At 37.8% G+C, this 16,458-nt stretch carries 16 protein-coding genes; 10 read left to right on the top strand and 6 right to left on the bottom strand.

What is annotated here, in order from left to right; translation table 11 throughout:
* From BAMA_RS16145 to BAMA_RS16110, 8 genes are all read left to right on the top strand, one after another.
* A partial coding sequence (locus BAMA_RS16145; protein ID WP_034641092.1) for a S8 family serine peptidase occupies positions 1 to 3,227 on the top strand: 3,227 nt, incomplete at its 5' end.
* A gap of 210 nt (positions 3,228 to 3,437) precedes the next feature.
* A complete protein-coding gene (locus BAMA_RS16140) occupies positions 3,438 to 4,037 on the top strand; it encodes a TasA family protein (RefSeq protein WP_034641090.1) in 600 nt (199 codons plus the stop codon).
* Positions 4,038 to 4,454: 417 nt separating this feature from the next.
* Positions 4,455 to 4,772 carry a magnetosome magnetite crystal formation protein family gene (locus tag BAMA_RS16135; RefSeq protein WP_034641087.1) on the top strand — a complete coding sequence of 106 codons (318 nt, stop codon included), beginning with the start codon at positions 4,455 to 4,457 and terminating at the stop codon, positions 4,770 to 4,772.
* A gap of 134 nt (positions 4,773 to 4,906) precedes the next feature.
* Positions 4,907 to 5,416: a MogA/MoaB family molybdenum cofactor biosynthesis protein gene (locus tag BAMA_RS16130; RefSeq protein WP_034641084.1), complete on the top strand. Its 510-nt coding sequence runs from the start codon at positions 4,907 to 4,909 to the stop codon at positions 5,414 to 5,416.
* Positions 5,413 to 5,991, top strand: coding sequence for a molybdenum cofactor guanylyltransferase (mobA, locus tag BAMA_RS16125; protein ID WP_034641081.1), 579 nt, complete (start codon positions 5,413 to 5,415; stop codon positions 5,989 to 5,991). Before BAMA_RS16130 ends, mobA begins: the two co-directional genes overlap by 4 nt.
* Positions 5,992 to 6,042: 51 nt before the next feature.
* A complete protein-coding gene (locus tag BAMA_RS16120) occupies positions 6,043 to 6,666 on the top strand; it encodes an NUDIX hydrolase (protein WP_034641078.1) in 624 nt (207 codons plus the stop codon).
* Entirely contained in the window at positions 6,663 to 6,842 is a 180-nt protein-coding gene (locus tag BAMA_RS16115) for a hypothetical protein (RefSeq protein ID WP_034641076.1), read from the top strand. The genes BAMA_RS16120 and BAMA_RS16115 overlap by 4 nt, the downstream gene beginning before the upstream one ends.
* A 103-nt stretch (positions 6,843 to 6,945) precedes the next feature.
* Positions 6,946 to 7,734: a DUF4240 domain-containing protein gene (locus tag BAMA_RS16110; protein ID WP_034641073.1), complete on the top strand. Its 789-nt coding sequence runs from the start codon at positions 6,946 to 6,948 to the stop codon at positions 7,732 to 7,734.
* A 26-nt stretch (positions 7,735 to 7,760) separates the two neighbouring features.
* Here BAMA_RS16110 and BAMA_RS16105 read toward each other — a convergent pair whose 3' ends face one another.
* From BAMA_RS16105 to BAMA_RS16085, 6 genes are all read right to left on the bottom strand, one after another.
* Positions 7,761 to 9,455: a hypothetical protein gene (locus tag BAMA_RS16105; RefSeq protein ID WP_162176069.1), complete on the bottom strand. Its 1,695-nt coding sequence runs from the start codon at positions 9,453 to 9,455 to the stop codon at positions 7,761 to 7,763.
* 463 nt (positions 9,456 to 9,918) lie between these two features.
* Entirely contained in the window at positions 9,919 to 10,176 is a 258-nt protein-coding gene (locus tag BAMA_RS23575) for an alpha/beta hydrolase (RefSeq protein WP_051758999.1), read from the bottom strand.
* A gap of 20 nt (positions 10,177 to 10,196) precedes the next feature.
* The gene (locus BAMA_RS16100) at positions 10,197 to 11,384 is read right to left on the bottom strand and encodes an alpha/beta hydrolase family protein (RefSeq protein WP_051758998.1); all 1,188 of its coding nucleotides are present in this window, start codon (positions 11,382 to 11,384) and stop codon (positions 10,197 to 10,199) included.
* A gap of 310 nt (positions 11,385 to 11,694) precedes the next feature.
* Complete coding sequence (locus BAMA_RS16095; RefSeq protein WP_034641069.1) at positions 11,695 to 12,840, bottom strand: glycosyltransferase family 4 protein; 1,146 nt, start codon at positions 12,838 to 12,840, stop codon at positions 11,695 to 11,697.
* Positions 12,841 to 12,926: 86 nt separating this feature from the next.
* Positions 12,927 to 13,457 carry a phosphatase PAP2 family protein gene (locus BAMA_RS16090; protein ID WP_034641066.1) on the bottom strand — a complete coding sequence of 177 codons (531 nt, stop codon included), beginning with the start codon at positions 13,455 to 13,457 and terminating at the stop codon, positions 12,927 to 12,929.
* Positions 13,458 to 13,590: 133 nt separating this feature from the next.
* On the bottom strand, positions 13,591 to 14,103 hold the full coding sequence (locus BAMA_RS16085; RefSeq protein ID WP_034641064.1) for a gamma carbonic anhydrase: 513 nt from the start codon (positions 14,101 to 14,103) through the stop codon (positions 13,591 to 13,593).
* 74 nt (positions 14,104 to 14,177) lie between these two features.
* Here BAMA_RS16085 and BAMA_RS16080 point away from each other — a divergent pair, with 74 nt between their 5' ends.
* Both BAMA_RS16080 and BAMA_RS16075 read left to right on the top strand, forming a co-directional pair.
* Positions 14,178 to 14,969, top strand: coding sequence for an alpha/beta hydrolase (locus BAMA_RS16080; RefSeq protein ID WP_034641061.1), 792 nt, complete (start codon positions 14,178 to 14,180; stop codon positions 14,967 to 14,969).
* Between the two features lie 410 nt (positions 14,970 to 15,379).
* Positions 15,380 to 16,444 carry a tetraprenyl-beta-curcumene synthase family protein gene (locus BAMA_RS16075; RefSeq protein ID WP_034641058.1) on the top strand — a complete coding sequence of 355 codons (1,065 nt, stop codon included), beginning with the start codon at positions 15,380 to 15,382 and terminating at the stop codon, positions 16,442 to 16,444.
* Positions 16,445 to 16,458 lie beyond the last annotated feature (14 nt).

Genomic DNA, 16,458 nt, shown 5'->3' with positions numbered 1-16,458 from the left:
AAGTAGATTTATATGCTTATAGAGTATTAGGACCATGGGGATCAGGATCTACAGAAGGGGTTCTTGCTGGGATCGATAAAGCGATTGAAGATGGTATGGATGTTATCAATATGTCGCTAGGCGCTCAGACGAACGATCCGTTATATGCTACTTCTGTTGCGGTAAATAACGCTATGCTTTCAGGTGTGGTGACAGTCGTTGCCGCAGGAAACGCTGGGCCAAACGAAAAAACAATCGGTTCCCCGGGAGCGGCAGCTCTTGGTATTTCAGTAGGGGCAAGCGATGCTGCCATGTCTATCCCTACATTCAGCGGGAGTGCAGCGAATGAAAAATTTGAAGATATGCAGCTATTAGGTAAAGATTTTCCTGATAAGTTAGAAGATTTCGGGGGACAAGCCCTCCCAATTGTATTTGCAGGGCTTGGTAAAGAAGCAGATTTTGCGGGGAAAGACCTTAATGGAAAAATTGCGTTGATTCAGCGCGGGGAAATTACGTTTGATGAAAAAATCAAAAACGCCAAAAAGGCCGGAGCGAAAGCGGTTATTGTATATAACAATGTCGACGGACAAATACCTGCCTACTTAGGTGAGGGCGTAGGATATATTCCATCTTTCCGCCTGTCAAAAGCGGATGGTGAACGGTTAAAGGCGCTCGGCGAAGTACCTTTCACATTTGAAACACTGAGCAATACAAAAACGGAAGGCGATCACTTAGCTGATTTTAGTTCACGCGGACCGATAAACGGAAACTACGATATTAAGCCAGATGTAGTCGCTCCTGGTGTGTCGGTTTTCTCGACTGCACCGGAATATATCAATGATCCACAGGGTGGCGTAAATTACAGCAATGCCTATGTACGTTTGTCTGGTACGTCTATGGCGACTCCTCACGTGGCAGGTGCAGTGGCATTGATTTTGCAGGAGCATCCGGAATATACACCATTTGATGTAAAAGCGGCTCTTATGAACACATCTGATGATTTGAATGGGGACTATTCTGTATACGAAGCGGGTGCTGGGCGTATTGATGCATATCAAGCTGTTCATACAGACACATCCATTAAAGTATTAGATAAAACACAAAATGTAGAGAATGGAAATGTTGTCGAAATTGATGAACAAACAGGATCCATCGTGTTCGGCAGATATTATAAGCAAGATGATAAGCCAATTGAAGCAAGCAAAAAAGTAAATGTCCAAAACAACGGCAAGGAAGAAAAATCATTTAAAGTAGAAGTAGAGTATCACGGCGAACGTACAGGTATTCAAGATGCGGTGAAGAACGGTGTAAAAGTTGACGTACCTGCCTCTCTTACAGTAGCAAGTGGAAAATCACAGGAGCTGGAGCCGAAAATCACGGTTCCTGCTAGTGCAGCGAAAGGCAGATACGAAGGATATATTCATGTAACGAATGCGAACAATCCAGCCGAAACGTATCAAATTCCATTCGCTGTCATGGTGACGGAAAAGGGATTTGCCTATATGGAAACGGAACGACCATCAGTGACAAATGATACGCCTTTCTGGCAATACATGAGGCCAATCATCCTTGGAACAGTGAAGTTGAATAGCCCAATGGAAACAATCGATATAGTTGTCAAAGACAGCAAATCGGGGAAAGCTGTAGGAGTGACTGGAACGATAGACGCCAGCAATATGCTGACAGATAGAGAGTATGGTGGATTATTGTTCAATAGCTATGTCTATCCATTTACAAATGATCCTTCCAAGCCAATCGGAGATGTCCCTGTAAAACTTCCAGAAGGAGACTATACAATTGAAATGATTGGGCATGATGAGGAAGGAAAATCATATGTGGTAGGCAATCCGCTTATTGTGGACAATACAGCACCGGAAGTGAACATGGATAAAAAACCAGGTGTAATCGAGATTAATGACTCCATGTTTACAGTAGAGGATGGACAAAAAGCGGTATGGCTGCATGGAACAGCTAAAGATTCCACAGTAGATGTATTACAATCGAAAGGCTTAAACTATGATCAATCTTCCAATACAATGGCTTACTATTTAGAGTCTGGATTCATAGGTGGATTCTTCCCGATCCAAGCAAACGGGGATGTGAAATTCGGTATTGAGGAAAGCGACATTGCAACAAAACCTCTAAAATTGACTTTGAATACGTTTGATATCGCAACGGCAGTTGGTAGACAAAACTATATCTTCATGAAAGAAGGTACAGAGTATACGACTTCTAGTTACGATAAGAAAGAGGTAAAAGTCGGGGATCCTGTAACAATGACACTGAGCCTCAATAATGTAAAGCAGCTTGTATCTGGGGAATTCCAGGTAGAGTTCATCAAAGATTTGTTCAAGTTTGAAAATGTGAAGCTGAACAATGCGGCAAACGAGTATGCAAAGGAAAAGGGCTTAGAGGTATCGCTGCAAGAGCCTGTGGTGACGGAAGGAGATTACTTTAGTACGGTGAAAGTCGGCGCATCTATGACAGGAAATGCGTTCAGCGGTATGGACGGAGATCTGCCTTTCCTTGATGTTACGTTCAAAGTAGCACATGATGAATGGTATTCCGGCGACATCTTTATGAATGTAAAGAAGGCGTCTTATATGAAAGAGGGGCAAACAGCAGCTACTGCTATTCCTTTTTACAACACGGAAAATGTAAACATCATTTCGAAGCATTCGACTGTGACAGGCTATATTGGACCGGGAGCATTTTTGAACGCAGACGGTTATTTGAAAGCAGGAGATTATACAAAAATTGGTGCCAAAGTATATGCGCTGTCTCCGGGCGGTAAAAAATATAAAGGAACTATTGATAAACGAGGACAATACCGTATCACTGGCATCCCGGCTTCTGATGAAGTATTCACAATTGTTGCTGAGGTTCCGGGACATCTTAAAGTAATGAGGAAGTTTATTCCTGGATACTCTGTAAACGGTGAACAGCGTGGACAAAACTTTTATTTTCCTTCCCTGAAAGGTCTTGCAGGGGACGTGAATGGTGATAGATTGATTGATATTCGCGATATGCAAAGTGTAGTCGATGTATACGGTAAGAAAGATGCATCGATCTTGCCGCAAGACATCAATCAAGACGGTGTGGTAGATGAGACAGATGTCCGGTTCGTTGAGAAAAACTTCTTGCAAAAAGAAGTCGGTGTTCCAGAAGTAGTCAAGCCAAAAGAAACAATTGGCAAGAAAGATTTGAAATACTTCCTGAGCCTTATCGGCCTAGAGCCGAAGAACTAAAAAGAAGGTATCTTAGGAGCGGCCGTTGATAAAAGAGGGGGGAATTTCATCTTCTGCAACTATCGATAGTCGCTCTTGCATAAAACGAAAAGTTCTTTATTAAGAACTTTATCTTAGAGATAAATCTAACAGATCTCAATATTTGATTTGGTTTTATCTCATATAAACTTATTAGCTTTTAAATATGATAAAAATAGGGGGATTATTGAAATGAATCTTAAAACAAAGCTTGGTATGGGTGTTGCATCTGCAGTTCTTGGATTATCTTTAATCGGAGGAGGAACGTTTGCGTACTTCAGTGATAAAGAAGTATCAGAAAATACGTTTGCAGCTGGTACATTAGATTTAAATATTGATCCACAAGTTATCATTGATGTTGACAATATCAAGCCAGGTGATTATATAGAGCGCGATTTTCACTTAATCAACAATGGTACTTTGAAAATCAAGGATGTTCACCTTCTTACTGACTACACTATAACAGATGCAAAAGGTGATAACGGAGATGCTAATTTCGGTGATCACATTAAAGTGGAGTTCTTATGGAACATAGATAAGAACACAGTTCCTGTATGGGAAACTACTTTGTCTGAATTGAAACAAGCTACTGCTGATGGTAACTTTCCTAATCTTGTAGAAAAAGGTGTCGTGAACTGGGAAGGAAACGGACTTGCTCCGGGCAAGGATGACCTTTTCTATGTGAAATTCACATTTGTAGATAATGGAGAGGATCAAAACGTATTCCAAGGAGATAAATTGAATTTGAACTGGACGTTTGATGCAACGCAAACAGAAGGTAAAGAGAAATAAGCTCATGTATCTATCATTGTGAAATGTAAGCACCTGCTCAGCCGTTATATAAAGTGAAAATTCAATCAGTGATAGGCTTGCTACTTGTGAATACGGAATAAAAAAGCAAGATAAAAGCAAGATAAAAGAGAGTCTCTATTAGGAAGTATAGTCACTTCTTTATGTAATAGAAAAGAATAAAAGATTTGTATGTTACGGTCTTTTCCTGATATTTTACCAGGGAAAGGCCGTGACATTTTTAGGTTATAAATTAAAGTTTCACCTTATTGATACATATATTTATATTTTACTGCGTATGTTTCATAAGCATTTTGATCTCTTACAAAAGCGTCACGTTTTTGTAATGTAAGTAGATAGTTTCCCTCGCTATTCATATGTAAAAATAAGAGTACAGATCAACTATAGAGGTGAAGTCATATGAAAGCAAATAACGTTTTGTCATCATTAAATTACTTTAGTATTTTCTTTGCACCGTTCTTATTCCCGATTATCGTATTTTTTATAACAGAAGGAGCAGTGAGAGAACACGCGAAAAAAGCGCTTTGGACACATTTGATTCCTTACGTTGCACTGATTGTTGGTATTGTGCTAGCTGGTTCTGTAGGGTTCGGAACACAAAATGAAGCGGTAGGTGGCATCGGTCTGCTTGCTGCGTGGGGAATTTCGATTCTGGTTGGGATTTACTACTTCATTTGGAATATTGTAAAAGGGATTAAAGTATTGAAAGCAGATTGATTTTGAAAGAGCAGTCTATAAAGCACTGTGGTAGATTTATAAGCTGTTCTTTTTTATGAATAATATATAATTCTGATATATTGTGATTTAGAATGAAGTTATACTATTTTAGCGTGTAAAAAGGAGGAAAAAACATGAGTGTTACAGAGCATAAAAAAGAGGCACCATCTTCTGTTCGCTGTAAAGTGATTACCGTTTCTGATACGCGTACGAAAGAGACGGATAAGAGTGGCCAATTGTTACATGAATTATTAATTGAAGCAGGGCATATCGTAACGAGTTATGAAATTGTGAAAGACGATCAAGAAAGTATTCAACAAGCAGTTCTAGCGGGCTGTAAGCAAGAAAATGTAGATGTTATTTTAACAAATGGCGGGACGGGAATTACGAAGCGTGATGTGACAATCGAAGCTGTTGGCGTTCTGCTTCAGAAAGAAATTGTTGGCTTTGGGGAGCTGTTCCGTATGCTAAGTTATACAGAAGATATTGGCAGCGCGGCAATGTTAAGTAGAGCAATTGCTGGTACGATTGAACGGAAAGTAGTATTTTCCATGCCGGGATCATCAGGAGCAGTACGTCTTGCGATGAATAAACTCATCTTACCAGAGCTTGGCCATATTACATACGAGTTACATCGCCAATGAAAATTGTAGGTATTGTACTTGCGGGAGGACAGTCACGACGTTTCGGAGAACAAAAAGCACTTGTGAAATGGAATGGAAAAACGTTTATAGAACATAGTATTGAGGCGTTAAAAGGTGTGACGGAAGAGATTGTTGTGATTAGTCATCCAAGCATTACAAATGCATTGTTACATACAGTAGATGTTTCAGTTACTGAAGATATTCTGCGTTACAAAGGAGATGGACCACTTGCTGGTTTACTAACAGGGATGAATGAGCTAAAGGCAGATTGGTACATTGTTGCGCCATGTGATACGCCGAACATATCAAAAGATTGGGCGCTGCAATTAATTAAACAGATACATGAAGATGCTGAGGCTATTATTCCTGTGATTGATGGCAGAAAACAACCGCTTCTTGCGCTGTATCATCGTAATGTGAAAGAGAAAATAGAGTGTTTATTACAAGAAGAAAAACGAAGCATGCAAGGATTGCTATCGCAGTGCCATGTTCGCTATGTAAAAAGTTTATCTGCATCTTTCTTCTTTAATATAAATACAAAAGAAGAGTATGAGCGGTTTAGGGAAGGCCAATAGCCTTTCCACTTTTTAAAAAACTAAAAATTAAAAAAGTAAGAGGGAGATAAGATGGAACAGGAATTGTTAGCAATTTTTGATGAAAAAAGAAATCGGATTGGAACGGCTACACGTGAAGAGGTACATAAAATAGGGTATTGGCATGAGACGTTTCATTGTTGGTTTATAAGCGTGGAAGAAGATGGGATATACGTCCATTTGCAAATTCGAAGCGATAAGAAAAAAGATTACCCGAACTTACTTGATATTACAGCAGCAGGGCATATATTAGCAAATGAGACAGTACATGACGGTATACGTGAAGTACACGAGGAAGTTGGCATCCATGTTCAGTTTGATGAGCTTGTTTCATTAGGAGTTATTCCATACGCTGTGAAGATGGGAGAATTTATTGATAAGGAACTAGCACATGTTTTCTTATATGAAAATAAACAACCAATGGATGTATATAATGTTCAAGTTGAAGAAGTATCCGGTGTTGTAAAAGTAAGTTATGAAAGCTTTGCCGAGCTTTGGTATGGAAACCGAGATACAGTTTGTATTGAGGGATTTGAAGTGAATGAACAAGGTGAGCGCATTGCAATTTGTAAAACAGTAGATCGAAGTGCATTTGTTCCTCATGAACGAGCTTACTATATAAATATTATTGAGAAGATAAGAGAGGGGAATATATGAAGTCACTTGAAAGAGAGTATGAAGCATTACAACAAGATAGCGATATGAAGAAGCTTTGTGGTGACAGTTTGTTACGGAATGTTGAAAACTTTGCGAAAAACGCACCATTACTTGGACTTGTTGTGGCGATTGTATTTTTGCCGATATATGCTTTAAAAAAATTAAAGAAAAAATGATGAAAAGACAACGGAAAGTTGTCTTTTTTGCTTGAAAATAGTTTAGTAGGGAGCTTATAATAAAAATAAAAAAGAACGTATGTTCTTTTTGGGGGGAGATAGGATGGAAAAGTTATTACTATATAAAGATGCGTCTTCTAATAAATTTTGGAAAATTAATGTAAGTGGAAAGTCGTTTACAGTTACTTATGGGAAAGTTAGTTCGGTAGGATCAATGAAAGTAAAAGAGTTTGAGTCTAATGAACGATGTGAGAAAGAAGCGATGAAACTTATTCATGCAAAATTGAAAAAAGGATATGAGATAACAGAAAATGAAGCGGAGGTTATAAAGGAGAGCACAATGACAGAAGAACTGTTTTGGGAACTCATTGATATGTCTAAAAAGAAAAGTGAGTATCCTGAAGAACAAGTAGAATGGCTGTCTACATATTTATCAAGAAAACCAGTTCGTGAAATTATTGAGTTCGATTTCATTTTGCAAACCTATCACCATAATTCTTACAGTTCTCATTTATGGGCAGCTGCCTATATTATTATGGGAGGGTGTTCGGATGATTCATTTGATTATTTTAGAGCATGGCTTATTGCGCAAGGAAAAGATGTATTTGAAGCTGCAATAGAGGATCCTGAAACATTAATTCCTACTCTGAAGTTCATAGAGGAGGATGATGTTCCAGAGCTAGAAGATTTATTATCTGTAGCTGCTGACGCTTATGAAGAAAAAACGGGAAAAGATTTTGATGAGTATGCTGAGTTGTATCATCAAATAAAGGAAGGCCCATATGGCTTCCAAAATATTGAATTTGATTGGGATGATGACGATGACGAAGGGTTAAAAAATAAGTTCCCGAAATTATGGGGGCTGTATGGGGAGGAACCGTTAGGATATTGAAAAAGACGGCCCCGGAGCCGTCTTTTTCAAAAATTATATGTGGTGTTGCTATTAGATTTTATCCAATGAGTGACATCGTTAGTGGGAGAAGTTTCAAATAAATCAGTGTTTTCGTGCATTAGCACGTCTTCAGTTGAATCAACGGCTTCATGAGTAGAAGAAGTCTCGAATAAATCAGCGACTTCACGATTTAAAGCACCTTCGAATGAATCAGTGTTTTCGTGCATTAGCGCGTCTTCAGTTGACTCAGCGGCTTCATGAGTAGAAGAAGCTTCGAATAAATCAGCGACTTCACGAGCTAAAGCATCTTCGAATGAATCAGTGTTTTTGTGCATTAGCACGTCTTCAGTTGAATTAGCGGCTTCTTGAGCAGAAGAAGTCTTGAATGAATGGTTGACATCACGAGCAAGAAAAGTGTCAACAGGATTAGTGATATCGTTAGTTGAATTCGTCTCGATATCTTCATTTGTAGAAACAATCTCGATGGAATTAGTGATTTCCTTTGCAGACGTCACTTCATCCGAATTGGTATCTTCCATCGAGGGATCGAGATTAGTCAGCTCGGTAATTTCATGTGAAGTGACATCTTCGATCGTCTCGATATCTTCATTTGTAGAAACAATCTCGATGGAATTAGTGATTTCCTTTGCAGACGTCACTTCATCCGAATTGGTATCTTCCATCGAGGGATCGAGATTAGTCAGCTTGGTAATTTCATGTGAAGTGACACCTTCGATCGTCTCGATACCTTCATTTGTAGAAATAATCTCGATGGAATTAGTGATTTCCTTTACAGACGCCACTTCATCCAAATTGGTATCTTCCATTGAGGGATCGAGATTAGTCAGCTCGGTAATTTCATGTGAAGTAACACCTTCGATTGTCTCGATATCTTCATTTGTAGAAACAATCTCGATGGAATTAGTGATTTCCTTTACAGACGCCACTTCATCCAAATTGGTATCTTCCATCGAGGGATCGAGATTAGTCAGCTCGGTAATTTCATGTGAAGTGACACCTTCGATCGTCTCGATACCTTCATTTGTAGAAATAATCTCGATGGAATTAGTGATTTCCTTTACAGACGCCACTTCATCCAAATTGGTATCTTCCATTGAGGGATCGAGATTAGTCAGCTCGGTAATTTCATGTGAAGTAACACCTTCGATTGTCTCGATATCTTCATTTGTAGAAACAATCTCGATGGAATTAGTGATTTCCTTTACAGACGCCACTTCATCCAAATTGGTATCTTCCATCGAGGGATCGAGATTAGTCAGCTCGGTAATTTCATGTGAAGTGACACCTTCGATCGTCTCGATACCTTCATTTGTAGAAATAATCTCGATGGAATTAGTGATTTCCTTTACAGACACCACTTCATCCAAATTGGTATCTTCCATTGAGGAATCGAGATTAGTCAACTGGGTAATTTCATTTGTGGAAATAACATGAGTTGAATCAGCGTTTTTCTCCATAGAAATTACTTTATCTGACTTTGTCTCTTCCACTAAAGGATCAAGTTCAATCAATTTAGAAATTTCATTGGAACTAACGTCTTCGATTGAATCGGTTTCTTCGTTCGAAACGATAAACTCATCTAGTGCAGTACATTCATCTACAGTAACATCCTTCTCAAATATAGTGGATTCAATAGAGCTATCTTCACTTGATTTAGTAGGTCTAGTAAGTTCATTTCTTTCAGCAACTCTCATCGTCATAGTACGTCTCGTTTTCCAATTTGCTTTATTAGAATTTAAGCATGGAAAGAAAAGTTTTGGAGAAGAGTTACAGTTATTTAATTCTTTCACGTTCTCATCCACCCCTTGAAATATAAGGGAGCACCATATCATCTCGAGAAAATTGTATTTATAAATTAAATTCTTTTTGACTTTATAGTTAAATCACTAAAAAATTTTTATAATACTAGTTGTAATAACGAAAAAGTTTTTATAGCGATCAAATTTCATATAAGTACACAATTTTCTTTTGAGATAGGGGGTCCTTATAAAATTATTAAAAGAATTTTTCACTTTGCCTCGTTGCTACTTTAACATCTGTATGAAGGTAAAGACGGAGATGTATAGGTTTATACCTATTTTTATAGATTTTATTTAATGAATTTCCCCAATTTATGAAGGGACATAGGTCGTTTGAATAAAAGGGAAATATATGAAAAGACGGCTAATTAGCCGTCTTTTCATATATTTTGACTTCTGGAAAGCTCCTACTTTGCTTATTATTCTGTCCTTTTAAATGTTCATTAAAAAAATCTAATATGTAATGATTTACAATGAAAGAGCTGCGTTTTCCATCTATTTCTCCTGTTAGCCCAATTAAGCTAAAGAGGTTTGAAAATAACTGGAGGTCTGTAAAATTAAAATGTTTTGTTCCTTCAATCGAAATGAATTTCCCATCTGAATCAATTGCATGGTCAATCATTTCATATTCTCTTGTTTTAATTATTTTGAGTTGTTGTAGCTGTTTTTCAGAAAAACTGCTATTTGGAAGTATTCCTTGTTCGAATTTTTTCGGACTGAGAAAAAGGTTTCATCTTCAATGAATAAAAATGGCTTTAGTTTATCGTTCATTTGGTTTATAGGATATAGCGAACCGTCCATGTTAATGCCAGCCTTTATATTGCTGTTTTCTTGAGTGGCATGAAAAGCTGCTGCTCCGCCAAATGAATGTCCCATTACTCCAATGTTCTTTAAATCTATTTTTCCTTGAAACGAACTTGAAATCTTCCCAGTATGTAACTGTTGTAAATAGTTAATGGCTGAATTCAAATCTTTTACTAAGGTGTCCCCGTATGTATTGTCCATTTCGAAAAATCTTTTCTCAAAGTCAATTGCTTGAAATGGAGCGAATGTTCCATCAGGAAATGCTGATCCAGCCGCTATATATGTATGATCAATTGCAACGACGATATATCCATTGCTTGCAAGATGTTCAGCTTGAGACACATGAAGATGTCTGCTCGTACCAAGGCCATGACTAAGTAAGACAACTGGGAACGACTCTTTTGATGAAGCAATTGGTGCATCCTCATATGAATGAGTTTGTATATATTTTAAGTAATCAAATAGAAAGGAAGGTATGCCAATTGCATTTGCATATGCTTCTTTATATTGTTGGAACGTTCTTTTATCTTGTGAGAATAGGAATGCAGCTTCGCCTTTATTTGTATTTTGAGCCGGATACCATATTTGCATCATGAATTGTCGTACATCTTGATTCTCTTTTGTGAATGATTCATCCCGCATTTTATCTATGAGATGAAATGTTTGTGTGCCCGTTGTATATTTTCCTTCTGGCTTTGGTAATGGATTAACTGGCATATAGACAGTTAAACAAGCAGACGCAATCATGACAAAAAGAATCGTCGTGCGGAAAAGATAGACTATTGGTTTCCAAACTTTAATTTGGACTTTTGGATAAAAGAGCAGTTTTAATATAAAAAGAAATGAAAGAAGATAAAGAATAAATAGCTGCCACCTGTAGCCTTCAAGTAAAAGCTGCATTGTTAATATGACAGCACCGATTAAAGATGTTGTGATTACTATACGTCGATTTAGACGTTTAATAAATACAATGTTAAAAAATAATATGAAGCTTGATAGAACTAATAAAATTTCGATTAGTCGCATTGTTTTTCATACTCCTTCTTTAGATGATGTAAGTTTATTGTGAAGGTTCTATTAATTTAGAACTATCTAATAACGTTACATTAACATTACATATTTGTAATAATTAGGTAGTTTTTAGGGGTGAGTAGTAAAAACAAAATATGAAATAAAAATAACAATATAAAAAGCTCAAAAGTTAGTAACTTTTGAACTTACGTATAAGAGGGATGCTAGTTTATCCCACTATTTGCGGGCTGTAAGAATTCCACCTCAAAACTTGATTTAGGTGGGAGATAGAGAAAAACCCAACTGAGTGAAGTTTCACTTTATATTATATGAACATCTTTGTTTGTGTATTGTGAATCACATTTTCGTAATGGAGAAGAAGGTCATGGAAAATATCATCCCAATTCTTTGTGAGTGCATAGTTTCTAACGTTTTCACTCATGGTTTCTAGCAAATTAGGCCCATCAAGCAAAGTGTAAATGAAAGATAAAAATGAGTCCGTATCTTTTGGTGTACAGAGGAAACCAGTTATTTCATGTGTAATAATATCTTTTATACCACCTGCATTTGCCCCGATAACAGGTGTGCCAGCAGCAAGTGACTCAAGAGCGACATTACCGAAAGTTTCCGTTGCAGAAGGGAAAACCATTACATGAGAAACTGCGTATGCAGCGGCCAGTTCTTCTCCTTGTAAATAGCCAGTATATGTAACGTTTTTGGTGATTATTTCTTTTACTTCACTAGCAAGTGGACCATCACCAACGATGAGCCAGTGAACGCTATCTTTTCGATCTTGTATTGTTCGTTTCATAATTTGAAGTAAGGTTTCAATATCTTTTTCAGGAGCTAGACGTCCCACGTAAGAGAGAATATAAGGAGCAGTGATATTATATTTTTTCCGAAAATCTTGCTCATTGTAGAAAGGATGAAATACATTGCAGTCTACACCACGGCTCCAAATGTATAAATTTTGAAAACCTTTCTTTTTGAGTTGTTGTAACGTTTCAGTAGAAGGAACGAATGTTTTTTGTAGCCTGCTATGAAACCATCTCACATAGCTCCATAACATATTAGAGAGGAATTCAATTTTATAATATTGCAAGTATGCATCAAAATCGATATGGTAAGAGCCAACGAGAGGGATGTTGAACTTTTTTGCGTAGTACATGCCGTATAGTCCCATATTAAAAGGAGTGGCGACATGAATGATATCAGGTTGAAAAGCGAATAGCTTTTCTTTTATAAAACGGGGATTGGCGAATGCTAATCGACACTCTGGATAGAGCGGCTTGAGAGGAATGCTTTTAATTTTGTTGATGTTTTGGACAAAGCTATCTTCAGCTGGATGTTGTGGTGCAAAAACGGCATAAGAAATGTTTTGTTCCTGCAAGTAGTTCGTGAAGTGATTAAGTGTTTTGGCTACACCATTAACTGCTGGTGTGAATGTGTCTGTAAAGATAGCAACCTTCATAAAACCCCTCCTTTTATCACATAAAAGCTCGATTGAGCAGGCTAACACTCAGTGGGAATGAACGACCAACTGAGTGAAGTTTCACCTTATAGCAACATATGATAGGAAACAATTCCAAATGCTATACCTAAGCACATACCAGCTAATACGTCAGATGGATAATGTAGTCCAAGGTAAATGCGTGAAATGCCAACACAAATTGCGATAGGAAGAAGCAAGAACCCAGCTGTCATATCATATAATAAGAACGGAATGATAACAGAGAAGATTGCGGTTGTATGTCCGGATGGGAAAGAATGATCTGCCAGCGGATTTAATGGATAATTTACGTTATCAATGGCTAAATAGGGGCGTTTTCTTGGATAAAACTTCTTTAAAATTTGTACAGGAATATGGCTTAGTAGGAGTGAGAAGGCACTGGCCATCGCTGTTTGCTTAATGAAACCGTCTGTGAACAGGAACAGTATGCTCACAAGTGAAATAGTACATGTAGCTCCACCAATATGTGTAATCGTACGAAAAAACATATTTAACATTCTTTGTTTGAAATAACGATTAATTCCTCTAAAAATGTAGCATTCTATTTTATATAAGGAGTTTATGGAGCTTATTTTCAATGAAACTCTCCCCTTTGCTATATAATATATTTGAATTTTCACTTTCATTTTAATAAGATTTTGTTAAGGCAGTAATAATCCTTTGTAAAGAAAACATGAAAAAAAGCTGCCAATATGATGGCAGCTATCGATATTATTTTTGCAGTGATTTATAATATTGTCCTTTTTCAACATATTGGTTGCGAATGCGGTCCATGTCCTGAAGGTCTTCATCTGTTAATTCACGAACTACTTTTGCTGGGCGACCAAATGCAAGTGTGTTTGGCGGAATCTTTTTTCCTTGCGGTACTAGGCTTCCAGCCCCAATGAAAGCACCTTCTCCAATTTCAGCACCATCTAAAATAATGGAGCCCATGCCAATTAAAGCATTACGCTTTACAGTGCAGCTATGTAAAATCACTTGGTGACCAATTGTAACGTCATCTTCCAAAATCAGTGGGTATTTTGGACTTTGGTGAAGTGTACATTGATCTTGTACATTTGTACGATTCCCGATAATTGTTGGGGATACGTCGCCGCGAATAACTGTGTTGAACCAAATACTTGCTTCGTCACCAATTGTGACGTCGCCTGTAATTGTGACGTAATCAGCGATAAACGCGCTACTCGAAATTTTCGGATTTTTATCTTTATAAGGGTAAATCATAGTCGTAACCTTCCTCTCCTAGAAACTATTACTAGTGTAGCAAATTATGCTTGAGAGTGAAACGGAGGGATTCTATGTGGAATTATGAAGCGGAAAATGCAAAAGGTGTTATTGTAATTGTACACGGTGCAATGGAGCATCATGGGCGTTATATCTCACTTGCAGAGATGTGGAAAGAAGCCGGTTTTCACGTTGTGATGGGAGATTTACCAGCGCATGGGACAACGTCAAGAAATAGAGGACATATCAAGTCATTTGATGAATACATAGAAGAAGTAAAACTATGGATTAAAGAAGCGAAAACATACTATCTCCCTCTTTTTTTATACGGACATAGTATGGGTGGATTAACAGTCATTCGTTTATTACAAGAAACAAAAATGGACGTACAAGGTGTGATATTAACATCTCCTTGTTTAGGTGTTGTACCAAAGCCAAATGCACCAGTTCGTGCACTTGCAAAAGTGCTCAATGTGGCAATGCCAACGATGCAATTTTCGTCTAATATTACAGTTGAAATGGCGACGCGTAATCACGAAGTGCGGGATGCGATGGAAAATGATTCTTTGTTCTTGCGCAAAGTGTCAGTTCGTTGGTATAGTGAATTGATAAAATCTGTTGAAATCGCCCACGAAAAAACAAGCGAATTTCCAGATGTACCGCTCTTACTCATGCAAGCATGTGAAGATCAGCTCGTTGATAAGACACGAGTTCGCAGTTGGTTTGATCGGTTGCATATTAGTGACAAAGCGTATAAAGAGTGGCCAAAATGTTATCACGAGTTATTCAATGAGTACGAGAAAGATGAAATTTTTAGCTATGCGAAGGCATTTGCGGAAGTTCGTGTGAATAAAAAGAAAATATAAAAAGAAAAAACAAAACCTTTCTTTTTTAGGGGTGGAGAGAGCATCCGCCGGTGTGTAGTAGCGGTCAGAGCCTTCTTTAGCCCCATGCCATGTTTGAAACAAAAGGTAGGGGGAGAGAAATCTTGCTTGTAGTGAATGACGGAGCTGGAAGCTAGTGGTTTGGTAAGAACAGAGTATGGAACCACTATTTCTTTTTAGAGTGTAGGAGAGCATCCACCGGTGTATAGTAGCGGTCAGAGCCTTTTTTCGCCCCCATGCCGCGTTTGAAACAAAAGGTAGGAAGAGAGTAGTTCTTTTTGATATGCTTACTAGGATAGAAAAAGCATGATTTGAGAAATAGAGAAAAGTTATGTTTTAACTAAATATAAATTGTGATTTGTACATTTAATATAGAGGAGATGAAGAATGAAGTGAACGTACCGAGTAATCCCATAACGCTCATGGCGAAAGTATACCGTGACATTATTCCGGTTGTACACCATGAGCTAGCAATGTGGAAAGAGCGTGCTTATCATATTCCAAATGATGAACTGCATAATCAGGCGTTAGCGAGTATTGAACATAAAACATTTCACTGCGAGGGCGGAGGTATTTTAGCGTTGCTTGCTGATGAGCACCGTGAAGAATGTATTCGCTTTATCGTTGCTTATCAAACGATTAGTGATTACTTAGATAATTTATGTGACCGTAGTACGTCACTTGATCCAAATGATTTTGCGGCACTACATGAATCAATGCTAAATGCGTTGACGCCAGACAGTGAAGGAAGTAACTATTACCGTTACCGTGATGATCAAGATGATGGTGGTTATTTAGATGAACTTGTTGCAACGTGCCAGCACGTATTAAGACAGACGAAGCATTATGGTAAAATTGCTCCAATTCTTCATGAACTTGCGTGCTACTACTGTGACTTGCAAATTCATAAACACGTTAAAAAAGAAGAGAGAGAATCGCGTCTTCAAGCTTGGTTTGAAGCACATAAAGAAAATGTACCACCGATGAGTTGGTTCGAGTTTTCTGCATGTGCAGGGTCAACGCTTGGTATCTTCTGTCTTGTTGCCTATGCGTTTCACGATGAACTGTTAGATGAAGATATTGAGAAGATTAAGCAAGGATATTTCCCGTATGTACAAGGACTTCACATTTTACTTGATTATTTTATCGATCAAGAAGAAGACCGTATCGGCGGAGATTTAAACTTTTGCAGTTACTATGAAAACGAGCAAATGATACTCGATAGATTGAAGTATTTTGTGTTAGAAGCAGAAGAAAGTGTGAAAACATTGCCGCATGCGAAGTTTCATCGTTTAATTAGCCGCGGCTTACTTGGAATATATTTATCAGATGAAAAAATATCCGAACAAAAGCATATGCACCGCCTAGCAAGGCGCATTGTGAAATATGGAGGGCTGACTTCACGTTTCTTCTACTGGAACGGAAGAATATACCGAAAAAAAACGGCAAGTGAATAGAGTAAAAAAGCTGA

It is taken from the genome of Bacillus manliponensis (genome assembly GCF_000712595.1).
Classification (GTDB): Bacteria; Bacillota; Bacilli; order Bacillales; family Bacillaceae_G; genus Bacillus_A; species Bacillus_A manliponensis.
Note: the sequence above shows the minus strand (reverse complement) of the source record. Positions and strands in the feature narration are given on the sequence as shown.

What these genes read in the sequence shown, in the direction of transcription:
- BAMA_RS16080 (WP_034641061.1), top strand. Translation starts at nt 14,178, where the DNA reads ATGTGGAATTATGAAGCGGAAAATGCAAAAGGTGTTATTGTAATTGTA.
- BAMA_RS16085 (WP_034641064.1), bottom strand. Translation starts at nt 14,103, where the DNA reads ATGATTTACCCTTATAAAGATAAAAATCCGAAAATTTCGAGTAGCGCG.
- BAMA_RS16130 (WP_034641084.1), top strand. Translation starts at nt 4,907, where the DNA reads ATGAGTGTTACAGAGCATAAAAAAGAGGCACCATCTTCTGTTCGCTGT.
- BAMA_RS16120 (WP_034641078.1), top strand. Translation starts at nt 6,043, where the DNA reads ATGGAACAGGAATTGTTAGCAATTTTTGATGAAAAAAGAAATCGGATT.
- BAMA_RS16115 (WP_034641076.1), top strand. Translation starts at nt 6,663, where the DNA reads ATGAAGTCACTTGAAAGAGAGTATGAAGCATTACAACAAGATAGCGAT.
- mobA (WP_034641081.1), top strand. Translation starts at nt 5,413, where the DNA reads ATGAAAATTGTAGGTATTGTACTTGCGGGAGGACAGTCACGACGTTTC.
- BAMA_RS16105 (WP_162176069.1), bottom strand. Translation starts at nt 9,455, where the DNA reads ATGACGATGAGAGTTGCTGAAAGAAATGAACTTACTAGACCTACTAAA.
- BAMA_RS16095 (WP_034641069.1), bottom strand. Translation starts at nt 12,840, where the DNA reads ATGAAGGTTGCTATCTTTACAGACACATTCACACCAGCAGTTAATGGT.
- BAMA_RS23575 (WP_051758999.1), bottom strand. Translation starts at nt 10,176, where the DNA reads ATGATTGACCATGCAATTGATTCAGATGGGAAATTCATTTCGATTGAA.
- BAMA_RS16135 (WP_034641087.1), top strand. Translation starts at nt 4,455, where the DNA reads ATGAAAGCAAATAACGTTTTGTCATCATTAAATTACTTTAGTATTTTC.
- BAMA_RS16110 (WP_034641073.1), top strand. Translation starts at nt 6,946, where the DNA reads ATGGAAAAGTTATTACTATATAAAGATGCGTCTTCTAATAAATTTTGG.
- BAMA_RS16100 (WP_051758998.1), bottom strand. Translation starts at nt 11,384, where the DNA reads ATGCGACTAATCGAAATTTTATTAGTTCTATCAAGCTTCATATTATTT.
- BAMA_RS16140 (WP_034641090.1), top strand. Translation starts at nt 3,438, where the DNA reads ATGAATCTTAAAACAAAGCTTGGTATGGGTGTTGCATCTGCAGTTCTT.